This window comes from Collibacillus ludicampi, assembly GCF_023705585.1.
In the GTDB taxonomy this organism is placed as follows: Bacteria; Bacillota; Bacilli; order Tumebacillales; family BOQE01; genus Collibacillus; species Collibacillus ludicampi.
Genome location: NZ_BOQE01000001.1, coordinates 1,202,206 through 1,220,977 on the forward strand (window position 1 = coordinate 1,202,206; position 18,772 = coordinate 1,220,977).

Annotated in this window: 13 protein-coding genes; 1 reads left to right on the forward strand and 12 read right to left on the reverse strand. The window is 50.4% G+C overall.

Going from position 1 to position 18,772, the window contains the following annotated elements; translation table 11 throughout:
• Positions 1 to 7: 7 nt before the first annotated feature.
• From DNHGIG_RS05990 to DNHGIG_RS06010, 5 genes are all read right to left on the reverse strand, one after another.
• Entirely contained in the window at positions 8 to 403 is a 396-nt protein-coding gene (locus DNHGIG_RS05990) for a hypothetical protein (protein ID WP_282198815.1), read from the reverse strand.
• A 706-nt stretch (positions 404 to 1,109) separates the two neighbouring features.
• Positions 1,110 to 2,555: an NAD(P)/FAD-dependent oxidoreductase gene (locus DNHGIG_RS05995; RefSeq protein WP_282198816.1), complete on the reverse strand. Its 1,446-nt coding sequence runs from the start codon at positions 2,553 to 2,555 to the stop codon at positions 1,110 to 1,112.
• A 174-nt stretch (positions 2,556 to 2,729) separates the two neighbouring features.
• The gene (locus DNHGIG_RS06000) at positions 2,730 to 3,365 is read right to left on the reverse strand and encodes a hypothetical protein (RefSeq protein WP_282198817.1); all 636 of its coding nucleotides are present in this window, start codon (positions 3,363 to 3,365) and stop codon (positions 2,730 to 2,732) included.
• 386 nt (positions 3,366 to 3,751) lie between these two features.
• A complete protein-coding gene (locus DNHGIG_RS06005; protein ID WP_282198818.1) occupies positions 3,752 to 6,886 on the reverse strand; it encodes an efflux RND transporter permease subunit in 3,135 nt (1,044 codons plus the stop codon).
• Positions 6,883 to 8,346 carry an efflux RND transporter periplasmic adaptor subunit gene (locus DNHGIG_RS06010; RefSeq protein WP_282198819.1) on the reverse strand — a complete coding sequence of 488 codons (1,464 nt, stop codon included), beginning with the start codon at positions 8,344 to 8,346 and terminating at the stop codon, positions 6,883 to 6,885. The genes DNHGIG_RS06005 and DNHGIG_RS06010 overlap by 4 nt, the downstream gene beginning before the upstream one ends.
• Positions 8,347 to 8,620: 274 nt before the next feature.
• On the opposite strand from DNHGIG_RS06010, the gene DNHGIG_RS06015 reads away from it, so the two are divergent.
• Positions 8,621 to 9,721: a YheC/YheD family endospore coat-associated protein gene (locus DNHGIG_RS06015; RefSeq protein WP_282198820.1), complete on the forward strand. Its 1,101-nt coding sequence runs from the start codon at positions 8,621 to 8,623 to the stop codon at positions 9,719 to 9,721.
• Between the two features lie 921 nt (positions 9,722 to 10,642).
• On the opposite strand, the gene DNHGIG_RS06020 is transcribed toward DNHGIG_RS06015, so the two are convergent.
• The 7 genes from DNHGIG_RS06020 to rfbB all read right to left on the reverse strand — a co-directional run bounded on the left by DNHGIG_RS06020 (position 10,643) and on the right by rfbB (position 18,402).
• On the reverse strand, positions 10,643 to 12,415 hold the full coding sequence (locus DNHGIG_RS06020) for an S-layer homology domain-containing protein (RefSeq protein WP_282198821.1): 1,773 nt from the start codon (positions 12,413 to 12,415) through the stop codon (positions 10,643 to 10,645).
• A 661-nt stretch (positions 12,416 to 13,076) separates the two neighbouring features.
• Positions 13,077 to 13,301 carry a hypothetical protein gene (locus tag DNHGIG_RS06025; protein ID WP_282198822.1) on the reverse strand — a complete coding sequence of 75 codons (225 nt, stop codon included), beginning with the start codon at positions 13,299 to 13,301 and terminating at the stop codon, positions 13,077 to 13,079.
• Positions 13,302 to 13,358: 57 nt separating this feature from the next.
• Positions 13,359 to 14,492, reverse strand: a complete 1,134-nt coding sequence (gene rffA, locus DNHGIG_RS06030) for a dTDP-4-amino-4,6-dideoxygalactose transaminase (protein ID WP_282198823.1) — start codon at positions 14,490 to 14,492, stop codon at positions 13,359 to 13,361.
• A 390-nt stretch (positions 14,493 to 14,882) separates the two neighbouring features.
• On the reverse strand, positions 14,883 to 15,248 hold the full coding sequence (locus DNHGIG_RS06035) for an EamA family transporter (protein WP_282198824.1): 366 nt from the start codon (positions 15,246 to 15,248) through the stop codon (positions 14,883 to 14,885).
• A 512-nt stretch (positions 15,249 to 15,760) separates the two neighbouring features.
• Entirely contained in the window at positions 15,761 to 16,438 is a 678-nt protein-coding gene (locus tag DNHGIG_RS06040) for a GNAT family N-acetyltransferase (protein WP_282198825.1), read from the reverse strand.
• Entirely contained in the window at positions 16,428 to 17,384 is a 957-nt protein-coding gene (locus DNHGIG_RS06045) for a glycosyltransferase family 2 protein (protein WP_282198826.1), read from the reverse strand. Before DNHGIG_RS06045 ends, DNHGIG_RS06040 begins: the two co-directional genes overlap by 11 nt.
• Positions 17,371 to 18,402, reverse strand: a complete 1,032-nt coding sequence (gene rfbB, locus DNHGIG_RS06050; protein ID WP_282198827.1) for a dTDP-glucose 4,6-dehydratase — start codon at positions 18,400 to 18,402, stop codon at positions 17,371 to 17,373. The genes DNHGIG_RS06045 and rfbB overlap by 14 nt, the downstream gene beginning before the upstream one ends.
• Between the last annotated feature and the right edge of the window lie 370 nt (positions 18,403 to 18,772).

Consider the following 18,772-nt stretch of genomic DNA (forward strand, 5'->3'; position numbering starts at 1 on the left):
CTTCTTCTTAATGGATGTTTCTTATGCGTTTCTTGACACTCTCTGCGAGAGGGGATGTTTCCAATTCCCCTCTCAGATTTCTGTACTCTTCAAGAAAGGAAGAGACATCGGGTCTTATCCCTCTTTGTTTACATTCACGAGCCATTTTACGTAGATAATAGAGAAAGATGACTTCTGAGAAAGTCGTATCACTTTTAGGAGTACGGACGAGATGATCCCCTGTTTTCATAATTCCGCTTTTTATTTGTTCTACCTTACGCCTTACACTTGAGAATGAAAGCCCAAGAGATATCGAAAGTTGGCGGATCGACATTCGATCAAGGTTTTCTTTGATGAATGTAACTTCCGAATGCGTCCAGCGATGATGTACCATGGAACGATTTTCATATCTCTTTTGCCCCATTGCTTAAAAACATCCCTCTCATATATATTTCATATCCATAGTACACAATTCATGTAATGTAAATGTATAGAAATAGTATACAAATGATGAATTTAGTATGGCTTAACTGTGAGGAAAGGATTGGAGAGGAAGAAGTCTTGCATACCGGTACGTTGTGATTCGTGAGGAATGTGTGCGCGAATCGGATATGGAAGGTTCTATAGAGATAAGGATTTCTATGAGAAAGGGAAAAAGCCGTAATAGAGAAAGATCAACCGGGGATATCTGCAACGCTGAAGGAGTGTTTGTGGAATGCATTTCTTCTGCAAACATAATGGTATCCCCCTGTGTTGTTTCCGTTTAACCTCGGCTTACAGAGGGATACCAATAATCTTGTATGGCTACTTGAAAATGAGTGCTTGGGTGGATGTATCGCTTTGCGCTTGGGTTCTCTGAGGCATATGCTTTGCGCTTATGCTCCGTGAAGGTCGTCTCGCATGGAATTATAATCAAATGTTGCGAGACGACCTTCAAAGTCGCTATTACGCGCAAAGCATATACCTCTTAACGGTTTAAGGAAGCGGAACGACCTTCAACTCACCTCTGCGCTGCAAAGCGATACATCCACCAAAAGTAACTCTGTCGTTTATGGCAGCTTTAAATCTCTCTTCCCGCACAATAAACTTTTCATCTTCTGATGCGCCGCCGAAGCGGCATGAGCGACTACTTACAAAATCGAGTGGATGTAACGAGCGACATGCACCCCTGCGGCGGATGCTTGCGCCAAACCGCGCGTGATGCCTGCCCCGTCGCCGATAGCAAATAGTCCGCGGATCTCTGTCTCGAACGATTCGCTCAAACGCGGGCGGGCGCTATAAAATTTCGCTTCCACGCCGTAAAATAACGTATGCTCTGCCGCGATCCCCGGGGTCACTTTTTCCAAGGCTTCCATCATCTCGATCAACGATTTCATCGTATTAAATGGCAGTACAAGCCCGAGATCTCCCGGAACCGCTTCTTTCAGCGTCGGTTCGATAAACCCTTCCCGAATCCGTTTCTCCGTTGAACGGCGGCCTTTGAGAATATCCCCGTATTTCTGCACGATCACGGAACCATTGGACAAATCGTTGGCACGGCGGCTGATCTCTTTGGCGTAAGCGATCGGCTTATCGAACGGTTCGGTAAATGTGTGAGAGACCAGCAAAGCGAAGTTCGTATTCGGACTGCCAAGAGCGGGATCCTTGTACGCATGACCATTGGCGGTCATCACCCCTGAATGGTTTTCCACGACCACGTGACCGCTAGGATTGGAACAGAATGTGCGGACACGCGTACCGACCGATGTGTTGAAGAGAAACTTCGCTTCATACAGATGACGATTGATCTCTTCCATCACCACATTTGAGGTTTCCACACGCACCCCGATGTCCACCTGATTGTTTATCATCGTCAACCCGCGGCGCTTTAACAAATTCGCCAACCATTCGGAACCGTCGCGTCCGGGAGCGATGATCACATGATCGGCGAACAGTTCCTCGCCGTTTTTCAAACGGATGCCTGTGACGCGATAGGAACTGTTCGCCGATGAAGAATCGGGCAATTCTTCGACGAGAATGTCTTCAACGAACGTCTTGAAACGAGTCTCAATCTTGTCTTCCACCGTACTGAAAATGTTTTGCAGAATCTTCAGGTTCTCTTCCGTCCCCAGATGGCGCACACGCGCTTTCAACAGTTTCAGTCCGGCCGCAGCCGCTCTCCGTTCAATCGCGGCCACAGCGGGCGTTGTCGGGTCGGTAACCGTCGTCGTTGCCCCATGTTGGAGATTGATGGAATCCGCATATTCGATCAACTCAAGCACTTTGGAAGGCGGCAGGTAGTCTTGCATCCAGCCTCCGAACTCGGTCGTGATGTTGAACTTTCCGTCGCTGTATGCACCGGCTCCACCCCATCCGGACGTGATCGAACACGCGGGCAGACACCCGGCATACTCTTTCATCCGGGTCGGCGGCGGACACTTGACCAGTTTCTCTTCCAAAATGGGGCATCTTCTATGTCGAATATCGTGACCTTTATCGACCAACAAAATTTTCGCGTTTGGAGATACCAAAGTCAGTTCATAGGCGGCAAAGATCCCACTGGGACCTGCACCGACGATGATCACGTCATATTTCATCGGATACACCCTTTAAATGTTCGTTTTTAAACAAATATTACCTATGAACCATGTTATCAAAAGGTTGAATCGATTGTCAAACCCGAACTTTTCTCTAGATTGATCGAGATGATTGTTCGTTCTACATCATAGATGGACATGAGGGATAAGGAGTGCAGAATCAATTCCTGCTGTTCAAAAAGAAAAATCTTTAAATTGTTTGTCATTCAGATTCATGTACATGTAATTTAGGATGTATCCTTCCTTGCTCTTTATGATCTTCGTGGTCGGAAATTTGCGAAATCCGGATTTTTCATACATCTTTTCCAAACGCAGTTTCTCTTTGAGCGTGGAAGCTTGATCATCTTTTCTGATTTCAAAAGGATACGGCTTTAACAGAACATAATCGGCTTCGATCTCTTCTTTCAGCGCTTTGAGCAGTAACCAAATAAACGCTTTCGCTAATCCTCTTCCCCTGAATGGTTTATAAATTTCCAAGTGTTCCAAGATAGCAATGGAGCCCTCCAGCTTCTGTTTGCCTATTTTTATGCAATTAAAGAAGTCTTCAAGTTCCTGCAATTCGCGGAGCATTTCCGGGGATTCATGGATCAGTGAAACATAATCGATCGTATGTTCACGAATTAAAGTATGGTGGGCCACCTGGATCAACGCTCTCCCCAGATGTTCCGTCTTTTCATAGATCCCGTTTTTCGTGACATGTCCCACGAATTCCACTTGAATGTGGATGATTTTCTCACCTTTCCAATTCATGCGAATCGAGGGGGTTAAAATCCTCGATTCCTCTCCGCCCAAGTTTTCCGCATGTAACATGCATGTGTCTCCTTCATATTAAAATTCGATTTTATTTCTTCTATGTGAACGCAGATGCTTGGATGATATGTTTAGGTTAGTTAAAGAATTGGTACCATTTACGGAAAAAGTGTGGAAAATCTATGTAAAAAATAGAAAAAACCCCCGAAACGGATGGGTATGTTCCATCCCTTTCAGGGGTTGATCATAGGGGCGTATTTAATTATTGAAAATGAGTGCTTTGGTGGGCGTATGCTTTGCGCTCATGCTCCGTGAAGGTCGTCTCGCACAGAATATGATCAAATGTTGCGAGACGACCTCCAAAGTCGCTATTACGCGCAAAGCATTACGGCGCCCACCCAAAGACACTTTTCACTTTCCTGATTGAGACACTTTCTTCAGGGTGGCTACTTGGAAATCGGCATCATAGGATCTGCCATTTGCACACGGTTTTTCCGGCGGAACTTCCGACGGATGAAGTTGCCGAAATCATCAAAAAGCGTATAAACAACCGGAATGAGCACCAGAGTGATCAAGGTGGAGAATGTGAGCCCGAAGGCGACAACGGTTGCCATCGGCGCTTGCGCTTCTCCCCCCTCCCCAAAACCGATCACAAGCGGCAACATCGCCAACACAGTGGTGGCCGTCGTCATCAAGATAGGCCGCAAACGAACCGGTCCGGCAGCCAACAGGGCTTCGTTCCGTTCCATGCCTTTTTTGCGCAATTGGTTGGTATAGTCGACCAACACGATCGCGTTGTTGACGACGATCCCGATCAACATGATCATACCGGTCAACGCGCTGATGCTTAGTGCCCGGTGTGTCAGGACGAGCCCGATGGCCGCACCGATGAATGTCGGTGGCATTGAGAACATGATGATAAACGGACTGAACAGCGACTCGAACTGGCTGGCCATGACCATGTATACCAGGATGATCGCTAACGGCATGGCGAATCCTAAGCTCTTGAAGGAATCATTCAGGTCGTTGCGCGATCCGCCGAGACCGATAGTATATCCGTCAGGTACCGGAATTTGCGCGACCTTGGCGGCTACTTCGTTTTGCGCCATTCCCTGGTTGACGTTAAACAACTCGGCAGTCACGGAAATGGTTCTCGTTTGGTTCGTGCGGCTGATTTGCGCAGGCCCGACGGTGGGAACGATGGAGGCCACATCGCTGAGAGCCACTTGTCCGCCGTTTTGTGTGGCGATCGTCACGCTTGACAGATTCTCGATTTGCCGGCTGAACGTTTCCGGGTATTCCACGATCACGTCGATCGAACTGTCACCCGCATGAAATTGGGTCGCAACCGCCCCTTGATAAGCCGAACGGATCGCGGAAACGATCTGACCGACCGACAAACCGTACTGGGCGGCCAATTGCCGATCCACATTCACCTGATATTGCGGAACTTGCTTATCCAACGAGCTTTGCACGTTCCGCGTGCCCGGCACGCTTTCAACCACTTTCTCCACTTCATCGCTCAGCTTTTGCAAGACCTTTTCGTCATCACCGCTGATCTGTACCTGAATGGGAGATCCACCGCTGCCGAATCCTGTCGACGATGCGGATACTTGGATGCGAGCCCCCGGGATATTGGCCACCTTTTTCCGCACCTCTTCGACGACTTGATCCGTGGATCGCGATCTTTCTGCCAGCGGTTTTAAATTTACTTGAATGTTCGCTCTATCCGTCGAAGCGAGACTAAATGGGCCGCCTCCCGCTCCTCCGACTTGTGTAAACACGGTGGTCACTTCAGGCATTTGGCGGATGATGTTTTCCACCTTCGTCGCGACCTGGTTGGTTACGTCCAACCTGGTTCCGTTGGCCATTTGAATGCTCACTTTGAAATGACCCTGGTCTACGTTGGGCGCCAACTCGAAACCGATCAAAGGCACCAGTGCGACACTGCCTGCAAACATGGCGATCGTTGCCACAATGACCGTCTTGCGGTGACCGAGTGCCCAACGGAGAACACGCCCATACGCACGGTTCAAGCGGATCAGCCCGCGTTGGAAAGCCGCCAAGGGGTTAAAACGCCCGCCGGTCACATGTTCTTCGTCATCCTGCACCTGGGGCATCCATTTGGACGCGAGCATCGGCACCAACGTGAGAGCACCGAACAAGGCAGCCACGTGCGAATAACTCACCGTCAGCGCGAGCGGGCCAAACAGTTGAGTGGCCAATCCGCTGGTGAATGCAATCGGCGCGAACACGGCGATCTGTGACAATGCGGAAGCCATGACGGCCGCGCCTACTTCGGCTGTACCCAATTTCGCCGCATCCTTTGCGTTATGTCCCTGGCTGCGATAACGGAAAATACTCTCGATCACCACGACGGCAAAGTCGACCAACGAACCTAACCCGAGCGCCAAACCGCCCAATGTGATCGTGTTGATCGTCTGGTTTGTGAAATACATCAGTGTGAACGTACTGATGATCGAGATCGGAATGACCACGCCGATGATCAACGTGGTGCGGATTCTCCGCAAAAAGAGGAACAAGACGATCACAGACAACACGGCACCCAATAACGTGTGTTCGACGACCGTTTGAATCGATTGCTTGATATCAACCGCCTGGTCGGACACCACCGTTAATTGAACGGTCTTTGGCAGCACCGCTTTCATCTGATCGAGCGCTTGATGGACGTTGTTCGATACCTGAACCGTGTTGGAGTCAGGCACTTTTAAAATATCGATACTCACACTGGGGACACCGTTAACGCGCGCCATCTCCGTGACATCCGCGTACGTATCCTGAATGCTGGCGATATCTCGGATATAGATCGTGGCCCCGCTCTGTAGACGGATGGGCACATTGCCGATATCGTTCACATTTTTGAAGTCGCCGTCCACATGGAGGCTGATCGATTTATTCCCCTGGTTGACAAGCCCTCCGTCTGCCGATGTGTTATCGTTTTGCAGCGCTTGTGTCACCTGGCTGATCGACAAACCGTAGGCTTGCATTTTGGCGGGGTCGAGATCGATATGAATCTCTCGTTTTTTCCCGCCTGTCACTTGTGTCGAAGCCACACCATCGACACGCTCCAAGCGCGGTTCGACAATATCGGATGCGAGGCGCTTCAATTCCAATGCGTCCGTATTGCCGGAGAGCGTGACGGTCAGAATCGGTGAACTGTTCGGATCGACACGGGTCACCGTCGGTGTGTCCACATCGGTCGGCAAACTTTTGCGGATGCGATCCAATTTGTCACGCATCTCCAACGTCGCCTGGTCCATATTCACGCCATAATTGAAACGTACGACCACACGCGAGGTGTTTTGGCTGGATGTCGAATCGACCTCTTTCACATTGGAAACGGTGGACATCGCCGATTCGATCGGCTTTGTGATCTGCTGCTCCACCTCTTCAGGCGATGCTCCCTGCCACGTGGTGCTGACCACTGCGACAGGAATCGTCATATTCGGGTACAGATCCACGCGAAGGAGTGGAATCGAGATCGTCCCCAACAGAATGAGGACAATCATGATCATCGAAATGGTGACTGGTCTTTCGATTGAAAAATTGGCGATTTTCATTGCTGATCACCCGACGCTTGGGCAGCGTCTTTCTTTTGACCGTTGCCTTGGCTTTGCGTGCCTCCGTGTTTATGAGATGAGTCGCCTGAGGCTTGCGCAGAGCTGTCTTTGCTTTGGGAACCGCTCTTGTTGGTCACATTCACCGAAGCACCTTCACCGAGCAGTTCTTGTCCTTCGGTTACGAGTACATCTCCCGCTTTCAGACCTTCGAGAACTTCCACTTGATCGCTCTCGATCGCTCCCAGTTTCAAGAGATGTTGATGCGCCACATTGTTTTCAACGGTGAAGACTTTGGGCCCATCGGGCGTTTGTACCAATGCGTTCGCAGGAATGACCAACGCTTTGCGCGGGGTGAGCCCTTCCACCGTCACTTGCGCCACCATACCCGGTTTCAGTTTCCGGTCGGGATTTTTGATCTCAACAATAGCCTGATAGGATTTCGAATTCGTGTCTTCCACCGGATTGATCCGTGAAATGACCGCATCCCATGTTTGGTTCCCCAACGCATTGACAGCTACTTTGACGTGCAGGCCTTCTTTGACTTTGTCAATCATATTTTCGGGAATATTCAGGTTCACCTGTACTGGGTCGATTTGCGCGATCGTCGCTACCGAGCCTTGCCCACCGGCATAACCGCCGACCTCCACATCCTTGGAAACCACCACACCGTCGACCGGCGAAGTAACGGTCGCTTGGGCGATCTGGCTCTCTGTCGCATCAATGTTCGCCTGGATCTGTCCCAGTTGCGCCTGGGCCGCCGCCACCTGCGCCTGCGACTGAGCCACCTGGTCTTGCGCGATCTTCACGCTGTCCACGTTGAGCGGGTCTCCTCCGGGACTCGCCGCATTTACTTGTTGCTGAGCGGCGTCGTATTTCGACTTGGCCGTTTCCAAAGCGGTTTGCGCAGCGTCGAGATCCGCTTTTGGAATCGCCCCCTGTTGGTACAAGTTCTGTTTGCGATTGTACGTATTCTGAGCGTCATCCAATGCGATCTTTGCTTGCTCTAAAGGAGCCAGCAATTGATTGTAGTTATTCTGTGCGTCCGTTTTCGCTTTTTCCAATTGGGCCTCGCTGGTTTGCACCTGCGCCTGGATCGCTTGCACCTGCGCCTGTTGTTGTTGGAGCTGAGCCTGCTGTTGCCGCAGCTGATTTTCTAGGTCGGTGGTATCCACTTGAACCAGCGGTTGGCCCGCTTTCACCGTATCGCCTGCATTGACGAATACTTTAACCACTTTCCCGCTGACTTTCGAAACGACTTTCGTTTGTAAACTCGGACTGATCTGGCCGGTAAAAACGGCGTGGGCACCGATCGTTCCCTCTTTGACCACTGCGGTTGCCACAGGGACTGCTCGCGAAGCCGGTTTTGCAGTCGCCGAGTTACTCGAACCGCAACCGCTCAGTATCGCAGAGCCGATGACTACACTCGTCAGCATGACCGGGACCAGTTGCTTTTTCTTCATACAATCCCCTCATTCAACTCAGATTTTGTCGCGAATCCTTTTAATTTCATAGCTTCCTTTCGAACTATGTATGAGACTACCACTACTTCTATATTAAAGACTATTTGCAAAAATGATAGAGCCAATTTCGGCTAAATCATGAAAAGATAAGTTGATTACAAATATTTTTTGAGCGAATCTTTCGTTTCTGCGGTTTATCATTTTTTTGCCACAATCTACTGCCTGTGCATATCATGTGAGAAGTGCATCGACGGTCAAAAAGGAGGGGATGACCTTGGATAAGGTCATTCGCTTTGCGATAGTGACAACCATCATGCCCCGGCGGGATGCACGCACCCATAAATGGCGGCCTCCCCATGCTTTCCGCATGATGGCACGGGAAGCGGCGAAGCTCGGCATGACACCGATTCTCGCGCATCCGGATCATTTTCAGTGGGAGAAGAAACGCGTGACCGGATGGGTGGGAAAAGCGGTAGGAACCCCCCAGGAACAGTGGACGCGACAAACGCTTCCTCTCCCCCATGTCGTCTATGAAAATGTTTTTGTCCATCTGGCTGTGCAGGGACGGGCAAATACGATCCGGCGAAAATGTCGTCTCCTCGGCATTCCTTTATTCAATCCGATCGTCGGCGGAAAACTGAGCGTCAACCGCGTACTGGCAAAGCATGCGGAAACGCGGAAATACATTCCGGCTACCCGCTATGTCCGGCAGATGGATGATATTTTTGCGTATTTGAACCGATTTGCTACCGTCTATGTGAAACCGAACGGCGGTTATGGCGGGCGCGGTGTCACCCGCGTGACGAAACAACAGGATGGCACGTACCGCGTGAAAGTGGATCGCTTGCAAGGAAAGCGGGTGCATGTGAATCGCCGCATGTCGCAACAGGAACTTCGCCATTGGATTCGCCGTACGCTCGGTGACCGCCTCATCGTGCAACAAGGGTTACCTTTGATTCAAGTGAACGGGGGGCAGGTCGATTTTCGCGTGGTTGTACAAAGGGGCGAACAAGGCCATTGGAAGTTGATTGGCATTATTCCGAAAATCGCATCGCGCGGCGGCGCCGTCACCAATATCGTTGCCGGCGGGAGGAAAGCGACCCTCTCCTGGATCCGAGAGAGGGGCCGAAAGAACGGGAAACAGATCCCGCTCGCCTCACTCGAACAAGCGGCGATCGAGATCGCCCGTTTATGGTCGAAACGTCAGCCCACGCTCGGGATCGTCGGATTTGACATGGGAATCGATGTGAACGGGAAGGTATGGATGATCGAAATGAATCCGAAACCGGCGAGATCGCTCTTGTCCGCAGGCATGCGCCGCAAGTCGTATCGGGCAATCGCGGGGTTCGCTCATTTTCTGGCGACCAAGGGATAAACAGATTGCTTGGGTGGGTATATCGCTTTGCGCTTGGGTTCGATGAAGGTCGCCTCAGCGGGTATATGCTTGGCGTTCATGCTCCGTGGAGGTCGTCATGGCGGGCATATGCTTGGCGTTCATGCTCCGTGGAGGTCGCTGTTTCACGCCAAGCATATGCTCCTTTAACGTTCCAAAGGAAGCGAGGCGACCTTCAAAGTCGCTATTACGCGCAATGCATATACCCTTTCACATTCAAAAGAAAGCGAGACGACCTCCAAAGTCGCTTTTTCACGCCAAGCATAGGCCCTTTAACGTCCTAAAGGAAGCGAGGCGACCTTCAAGGTCGCTATTACGCACAAAGAATATGCCCTCTGAAACGGTTTAAAGGAAGCGGAACGGCCTTCAACTCACCTCTGCGCTGCAAAGCGATACATCCACCCAAAAGCCACTCAGTTTCTTGAGTTTGCCTTAAACTTCTCTTCCCGCAACAATCTACCCAGAAGGCACTCCGTGGCTTGTGGCAGACTTAAGCTTCTCTTCCCGCACATGTAACTTTTCATGTGACGCCGCTCGAGGCATGGCGGAGTTGTACATAATAAACGCCGATCAGCCCCAAGAGGAGATCGGCGCGTATACGCATCGAACACGTAGCCCTTGTTTCTTCTTCTCGTAAGAACGAGGAGATCGAACATTTTTTGACCCCTTTATTCAGAGGTTTATTTTTATCTGTTCTCTTGTCGATGCGTATCATGGACGAAACATAGTTTCAGTTCGTAAAATATTAGGTCGCAAAACTTTCCGCAATCATTGTATCTCATCAGGCAGGGACATACAAGACCCGTTGGATACGCATTGATATGGAACATGATCGCGCGAAGTCTTGACACAAGCGAAATTTTTAGGTTTTTTTGTCGAATCGGGTCGAAATATTTTTTCGGCTTAGGCATGTGTATTGGTCTCAATGGCCTGCTCAAATGCCGCAAGCAACTCATTATATGTGCCATACGCATGTCCCGCAATCGCTTGGTTCACCGCTGCTTGCGCTTCTTGCGACAACGCGTTGTAAGCGATCATGTCCTTTTTCATACGCAAGAGGAGATCATCGATCTTCGTTCCCGAGAGCATTTTCAAGTTCGGCGTGGCCATCGCGTCTTCCAAAGCGGTGATGACATCGGTGATGTAAGAAGCATCGGAGAGATCTCCGGCGGATGTTGCCGTTTGCACGCGATTCAGTTCTTGCAGGAAAAGGGTTCTCACGTTTACCGATTGGTTAAAGACGGTTTTCACATCGTTCACGTTCGTATACCCTCCTGCCGGTTTGTTGTCGAGGACATCCTTGGCGACATTCAGTTGATTGTCGTAGTTGGGCGGGTGACCGGCGGTATCGCCCAGCAGTTTCATATAGTCGCTCCCCGCCGAAACGTCAATTCCGAGATCCTGGGCGTTTTTCTCTAACAGAGATTTCATCGTGTTGAACTCCGGCGCTTCATTGATCGCAATGAGAAGTGCCGCTTGTTTGACCGCAGCGGAAAACGCCTGGATCAATGCTGGATAAGAGGCAAACGATTGACCTTGAATGGCGGAGCTCACGAGTCTTTTCTGCTGGTCGGTGAGTCCGTCATAATCGGCAACAAGCGCACGGTATTGTGTAAGCGTGTCACTGATTTTGCTGCCCGATTCCACCGTGAAATCCGGTATTTTCTCCGCTTCTTCCAAAGCGGCGATCACGTCGGTAAGAAACTTGCGATTCTGCGCCAAAATGTCGTCAACCGAAGCGGCATGATTCACATCGGCTAACGACTGCCGGATCACCGTTCGTGTGGTTACCGCACGGTCAAACAGGGTTTTGACATCATTTGCTGTTTGGAAACCGCCCTCCGGCCTGTTCGCGTACACATCGAGCGCCACGATCTGTTTCTCGTCATTTGGAAGCTGTCCGTAGGAACCGCTTGCGGAAAGATCGATCGTCAAATCGGCCGCGTGATTTTCCAATGCGGATTGCATACTGCCCTCATCCGCCTGGTTGACTGCTGTCAAGGCGGCGCTGACACGGGCTGCGTCCCCTTGTCCCACGCCCTGTGTTACTTTCATGAAATTGAGCAACATCGCGGCCACTTCCTGACGCTGCGCACTCTTTTGCGGATAGAAATGCGAGCCGTCCCCGCTCATCAGCCCGATTTCCATCGCGGCTTGCACATATCCTTTCGCCCACGGGCTGACATCATCGCGGTCAGCAAGCTTGAGGGAGTCCCCTTTTCCATCCGCCGACCCTTTGGCCGCATGCACGAGTATCGCAGCCATCTCTTCACGCGTGATCGGATCATTCGGACGGAATGTGCCTTTGTACCCCGCCATCAAACCCGCCTGGGCGACCGCTTCGATCTGTTTCATCCCCCAATTCGCAGATGATACGTCGGAAAAAGAGGATCGCGCGACATCGGGTGTTTGCAGATGCAAGAGGTTAACCAGAATGGCCGCGACTTCCTGGCGGGTAACCGTATCTTTCGGACGGAACGTTCCTTTCATGTCCCCGCTCATTAAACCTAGCTTTTTCACTTCGGCAATCAAGTCCCGTGCCCATGGGCTTGCTGTGTCGATATCCGTGAAGGAGGAAGATGACGCCGGTTTATCCGTTGCCGCAAAAGAAGCCGCCGGCGAAACCGCAGTGGTCAGTGCAACGGTGACCGCCAGGAGTTTCTTGAATTGGTTCACGATCGTTGTCCCCCATTCCAATCCTATTCTATCTTCTACCAGTATAGCGAAAGGTGATAGGATTTGGAAAGGGAGGGATGTCTTTTCATTGTTTAGCTATTCACTCATCCTTTATCCGTTCTCGTGATAATTGGCTTGTTAATAAGTGCCTGGGTAGATAAATCGCTTTGCGCTTGGGTTCGGTGAAGGTCGTCCCGCACGGATTTTTACCAGAGGTTGCGGAACGACCTTCAACTCACCTCTGCGCTGCAAAGCGATTTATCCACCCAAAAGCCACTCTGTTACATGTGACAGCATTTCTCTATGCCCGCACAAGAAACTTTTGATTCTCTGATGGAGCTGTTCGCAGCATTGGTGGCTTTCTTGAAAATGTACGATCTGATGCGCGTATGCTTTGCGCTCATGCTCCCTGAAGGTCGTCTCGCACTGAACAATATTCAAATGTTGCGAGACGACCTCCAAGGTCGCTATTACGCGCAAAGCATATGCCCCCTTCACGGTCGAAAAGTAAACGAGACGACCTCCAAGGTTGCTTTCTTACACAAAGCATTACGCCCACCCGAAGGCACTTTTCACTCTCTGCTGGCACCACTTGCGGCAAAGACGTACACACTTAAGAATTTTTAAACACAAAAAAAGCACTTGCCTGTACGCAAGAGCTTCATGCTTGTCTTTTCCAGTATGCTTCTTTCAGCAATTCGATGTCTTCCGTATTCTTGCTGATTTTGTTGCGGTGTAAGTCGAGACGACCGTCTATTCGATCCAATCGCTCGTTCATGTCAGCCAATTCTCTTTTCATCTCTATCTGTTCTTTTTTGACCTCCGCGACCATACCGATCAATTGGCTCAAAAGATTTTCGATGCGGTCCAAACGCTGTTCAATCAATTCACTCACCCCCTTTCTATTCTATCACAGTACAGGGCCCATTTATCTATCATTTTCTCATAATCTTCCACAAAATTTGTAAATCACATCGGTGATATACGCGATCTGTTCCTCGCTGAGCGTGTCGAACAAGGGAAGGCGCAATAACCTTTCGCTCTCCCTGGTGGTAAAGCGGTCTTCCCCGTGAAACCTGCCGAAGCGTTGTCCAGCCTGGGAACTGTGGAGGGGGACATAATGGAAAACGCTCATCACACCGTGCTCTTTTAAAAACGCGATCAGACGGGTTCGTTCATCCAGATCTTTCACCTTGATATAAAACATGTGCGCGTTGTGCTCGCATCCGTCCGGGATGACGGGCAAATCAAGCACTCCCTGTTCCGCCAATGGCTGCAAACGCTCATAATACATGTTCCACTTGTGCATCCGCCGCCGATGGATCTCTGCGGCTTCCTCCAGTTGCGCGTACAAGTACGCGGCATTGAGCTCGCTCGGCAGATAGGAGGAACCGAGATCGACCCATGTATATTTATCAACCTGGCCGCGGAAAAATTTCGAACGGTTGGTTCCTTTTTCTCGAATGATCTCGGCCCGTTCGATCAGGCGCTCATCGTTGATGAGAAGCGCTCCTCCTTCGCCGCAGGTATAATTCTTGGTCTCATGAAAGCTGTAGCACCCCAGATGGCCGATCGCTCCTAAAGTCCGGCCTTTGTAGGTGCTCATTACGCCTTGCGCCGCATCTTCGATTACCCATAAGCCGTACGTTTCGGCAAGAGACAGGATCGTATCCATTTCGCAGGCCACGCCCGCATAATGAACGGGAACGATCGCCCTCGTCTTATCGGTGATCGCGGCTTCGATCAACGATTCGTCGATATTCATCGTGTCGGGACGGATATCGACAAAGACGATGCGGGCCCCGCGCAGAACAAACGCATTGGCGGTGGAGACGAATGTGTACGAAGGCATGATCACTTCATCGCCTTCGCGGATATCGGCAAGGAGCGCGCTCATTTCCAGCGCGTGTGTGCATGAGGTGGTCAAGAGGGCTTTGCTGCACCCCGTGTGTTCTTCGAACCACTCATGGCATTTTTTCGTGAAGGGGCCGTCTCCGGACAATTTGCGATGCTGGATCGCCTGCCGGAGGTATTGTTCTTCTTTTCCCGTAACTGCAGGGATGTTGAAAGGTATCATGTTTATGTGCCTCCAGATTGCATTCATTGATCATCATAGCTTGGTGGATTGTATCGCTTCAAGCTTGGGTTCGATGAATGTCAAGCGGTCATATGCTTTGCGTTCATGCTCCGTGGGGATCGTCTCAGCGGGTATATGCTTTGCGCTTATGCTCCGTGAAGGTCGTCTCGCATGAAATAATCATCAAATGTTGCGAGACGACCTTCAAAGTCGCTATTACGCGCAAAGCATATACCCCCTTTAACGCCAAAAGGAAACGAGACGATCTCCAAAGTCGCTATCTCACGCGAAGCATATGACCTCTTAACACTTTATAAGGAGGCGGAACGACCTGCAACTCACCTCTGCGCTGTAAAGCGATACAACCCCAAAAGTTACCCTTGGTCTTACTCACATCGACCGGCTGGTTACAATGACTCCGGCGACGATGAGAGCGAGTCCGATACCTTTGGCCCATGTCATCGGCTCGCGCAGAATGAGTGCCGAAAAAAGAAAGACCAGTACGAACGATATACTCATGAACGGATAAGCAAAGCTCAGTTCAAATTTCGTCATCGCAGCCATCCAGAAGAGCGAGGCGACGAAAGCGGAAACAAACCCGGAGAAGATCAGCGGGTCGAACAATAACTTAAACAAAAAAAGTAGCTTATCGGCAAAATCGACAGGAAGCGACCCGTACTTGCCGATGCGCCATTTGAGAATCAATTGACCATATACGGTAAAGAAAATCGTGCCTGCAATATAGAGATACCCCAATGATCGATCTCCCTTTCGTGTTAGCGTTTTGTTAGATATACCGCTTGTTAATATCTCGAAAATTAGTGCTTGGGTGGGTGTATCGCTTTGCGCTTGGGTTCGATGAAGGTCAAGCGGTCATATGCTTTGCGTTCATGCTCCGTGGAGGTCGTCTCAGCGGGTATATGCTTTGCGCTTATGCTCCGTGAAGGTCGTCTCGCATGGAATAATCTTTAAATGTTGCGAGACGACCTTCAAAGTCGCTATTACGCGCAAAGTATATACCCCCCTTAACGCCAAAAGGAAACGAGACGACCTCCAAAGTCGCTGTTTCACGCAAAGCATATGACCTCTTAAGGCTTTATAAGGAAGCGGAACGACCTTCAACTCACCTCTGCGCCGCAAAGCGATTCAACCCACCCAAAAGCCACCCAGTTGCTTTTGAAAGACTAAGCACAGCTTGCCGCACGGGGGCTACCACGTAAACCACCCCAGTGCGTTCTTACATGCCTACCTCGAGCCAACAGAGAAACTTACCTCTGCAACTTTTGGTACACATCCACCGCATGACGGAAGCGGAAACCGAGGGAAGCGTACAAGTTGAGCACTGCCAGATTGGCGGCAGAAATGGAGCTGGTCAGTTCGTGATGACCTTCCGCAAACATCCGCCTTATCGCTTGACTCCAGAAGTATTTGGCCATCCCTTTGCCCCTGTACGCGTCATGCAGAGCGTGCAGCAGGATTTTGTTGTGCTCGTATCCAAAAAAGCCAGCCAATTCCTCATTGTACATCAACGCCCAGACGTTCCCCTGCTCATACAATTGACGCAACCAATTGGCATAGCGAAGATCGGCCCGTGAATCGTCGATCGCGAAATCCCGATGGAAACGGCCATAGACAAAAGCGCCGTCCACCATCGCGAGGAGTTCTGCAAGCGGAACGTCTTTCGCGAGCGAGACTCCCTCTTTGTCATAAAAAATGAATTGTTCGCGCGTCGCGTACGGTTCGATCAACGTATCGCAGTAATAAAAGCCGTACTCATGCAACAACCTTTTATCGGCCAGCGGATCCACCTTGATCGTGAAATGTCCCGGCATTCCGGCGATGGCCTGCAAACTTTCCTCCGTATACGCGATGATCTCATATGTATCGATCCCGAACGCATTTGCATCCCAAGGCGTTTTTCGCAAAAACGGATGTTTATCTTCCATCGGCCCGTTCCATCCCTTCAAAACCCACGACTTCTTTGATGATGTAGATCGGCCTTTTCTTCGCTTCGTCATAAATTTTGCTGATATAAATCCCGATGATACCGAGAATAAAAATGATCAACCCTGCCAAAAACCAGATGGAGACGATGAGGCTGGGCCAGCCGATGATCCCTTTGATGCCGAGAAGCGCGCGAATCACGATGTATAATGCGTAGAGAAACGAGAAAAACGACATGAAGAAGCCCAATTTCACCGTTAATCGCAAAGGTTTGTCCGAAAAGGAAATGATCACGTCAAACGCGAGGTTCAACAAGCGTTTCCACGAATAACTCGATTTTCCTTGTTCTCGGCTCGCATGTTCGATTTCGATCGCGGTCGAGCGGAATCCCACCCATTTCACCATCGTGGGGAAAAAGCGCAATTTCTCCCGCATATTCACCAGTGTATCGATCACTTTGCGATGATAAATACCGAAATTCGCGATCGATGCGTCTTGCTCCGTATCGGTGAGGTAACTGAACACTTTGTAGAACAGTTTCGAGCTCATCCGTTTCAGCAAACGGTCCTGACGCTCCACTCTCTGACCAAAAACGATATCATACCCTTCTTGCGCCTTGGCGTATAACTTGGGGATCTCCTCCGGTTGATCCTGCAGGTCACAATCCATGACCACCACCCAATCCCCCGATGCATAGTCCAGCCCCGCCGTTATCGCGTAATGCTGCCCGAAATTACGGGAAAAGTGGATTCCTTTCACCCGGCGATCCCGCCTGGACAGTTCCTGAATCACTTCCCACGCGTGATCCGGACTGTTGTCGTTCACCATGATGATTTCAAAATCTGCCGTGATCGGTTCTAACGCCGCCCGCAAGCGGTTGTACAATTGCACCAGACAGGGGGCGCAGCGGTAAACCGGCGTGACGATCGAAATTTTAGCGCTTGCCATTTTTCAGATACCACTCCACCGTTTTGCGAAGTCCGTCTTCAAAAGTTACTTCCGCCCGCCACCCGAGTTCCCGTTCGATTTTTGCGGGATCGATCGCATAGCGCCAATCATGTCCGGGGCGATCGGTGACAAATTGGATCAAATCCCGATAACTCGCATGCGCGGAAGGTCGATGCTCCAGAGCGATTTCGTCGAGAATTGCGCAAATCTTCGTGGCGATGTCGATGTTTCTCCGTTCGTTGCGTCCGCCGATATTGTAGGTCTCGCCTACTCTCCCTTGATGAAATACGATATCGACCGCACGGCAATGATCGAGCACGTAGAGCCAATCGCGCACATTTTGTCCATTCCCGTAGATCGGAATCGGCTCCCCGGCCAGCGCTTTGCGGATGATCGTCGGGATCAGCTTTTCCGGGTGCTGTTTCGGCCCATAGTTGTTCGAACAATTGGTCGTGACAACGGGAAGGCCGTAGGTGTGAAAGTAACTGCGAACGAACAGATCGGAGCTGGCCTTGCTCGCGCTGTAAGGGCTGTTCGGGGCGTACGGCGTTTCTTCCGTGAAATAGCCGGTTTCTCCGAGCGTACCGTACACTTCATCGGTCGAAATATGATGGAACCGACAATTTTCGTAACCCCGTTTGAGCTTATGCGGGGCTTCCAGCCAATGCGCTTTGGCCACATCGAGCAGGGTGAACGTTCCATGCACATTGGTGCGCACGAATATATCCGGTTCCTTGATCGAGTTATCCACATGCGATTCGGCTGCAAAGTGGATCACACCGCGGATATCGTGCTCGCGAAACAGAGATTCCACCAACTCCCTGTCACAAATATCCCCTTGGACGAACGTATACCGGGGATGATGTTCCACTTCACGCAGATTGTCCAGGTTCCCCGCGTAGGTCAGCTTGTCCAGGTTGACGATGCGATACTTCGGGTATGTTTCAAGAAAATAGAGGATGAAGTTCGAGCCGATAAAACCGGCTCCCCCGGTGATTAAGATGGTCGTTTGGTTCATGTATGGATCATTCCTTTGAAATTGCGTTTCAAACATGGATACGAACGGCCTTCCGTTACTTTTTACAACTCTGATAGCAACATTTCGTTTTAAACAGAGTGTACAGATCTATTTAAGTATCAATTAAAAAAACCCGTTTAAGAAGCAGTTACCCATGACAAGTGATTGGATAGGCGTCATGATTTTCGTGAAACAATGATTTTTGGAGGTTGTCTCGTTAGGTTGAAAATCACCTTGAAAGCCTGTGCTCGGGTGGGTGTATCGCTTTGCGCTTGGGTTCGATGAAGGTCAAGCGGTCATATGCTTTGCGCTTATGCTCCGTGAAGGTCGTCTCGCATGGAATAATCATTAAATGTTGCGAGACGACCTT

Bases quoted from the DNA above. Each gene is read 5' to 3' on its own strand.
- DNHGIG_RS05990 (WP_282198815.1), bottom strand. From the start codon at position 403: ATGGGGCAAAAGAGATATGAAAATCGTTCCATGGTACATCATCGCTGG.
- DNHGIG_RS05995 (WP_282198816.1), bottom strand. From the start codon at position 2,555: ATGAAATATGACGTGATCATCGTCGGTGCAGGTCCCAGTGGGATCTTT.
- DNHGIG_RS06000 (WP_282198817.1), bottom strand. From the start codon at position 3,365: ATGTTACATGCGGAAAACTTGGGCGGAGAGGAATCGAGGATTTTAACC.
- DNHGIG_RS06005 (WP_282198818.1), bottom strand. From the start codon at position 6,886: ATGAAAATCGCCAATTTTTCAATCGAAAGACCAGTCACCATTTCGATG.
- DNHGIG_RS06010 (WP_282198819.1), bottom strand. From the start codon at position 8,346: ATGAAGAAAAAGCAACTGGTCCCGGTCATGCTGACGAGTGTAGTCATC.
- rffA (WP_282198823.1), bottom strand. From the start codon at position 14,492: ATGATACCTTTCAACATCCCTGCAGTTACGGGAAAAGAAGAACAATAC.
- DNHGIG_RS06040 (WP_282198825.1), bottom strand. From the start codon at position 16,438: ATGGAAGATAAACATCCGTTTTTGCGAAAAACGCCTTGGGATGCAAAT.
- DNHGIG_RS06045 (WP_282198826.1), bottom strand. From the start codon at position 17,384: ATGGCAAGCGCTAAAATTTCGATCGTCACGCCGGTTTACCGCTGCGCC.
- rfbB (WP_282198827.1), bottom strand. From the start codon at position 18,402: ATGAACCAAACGACCATCTTAATCACCGGGGGAGCCGGTTTTATCGGC.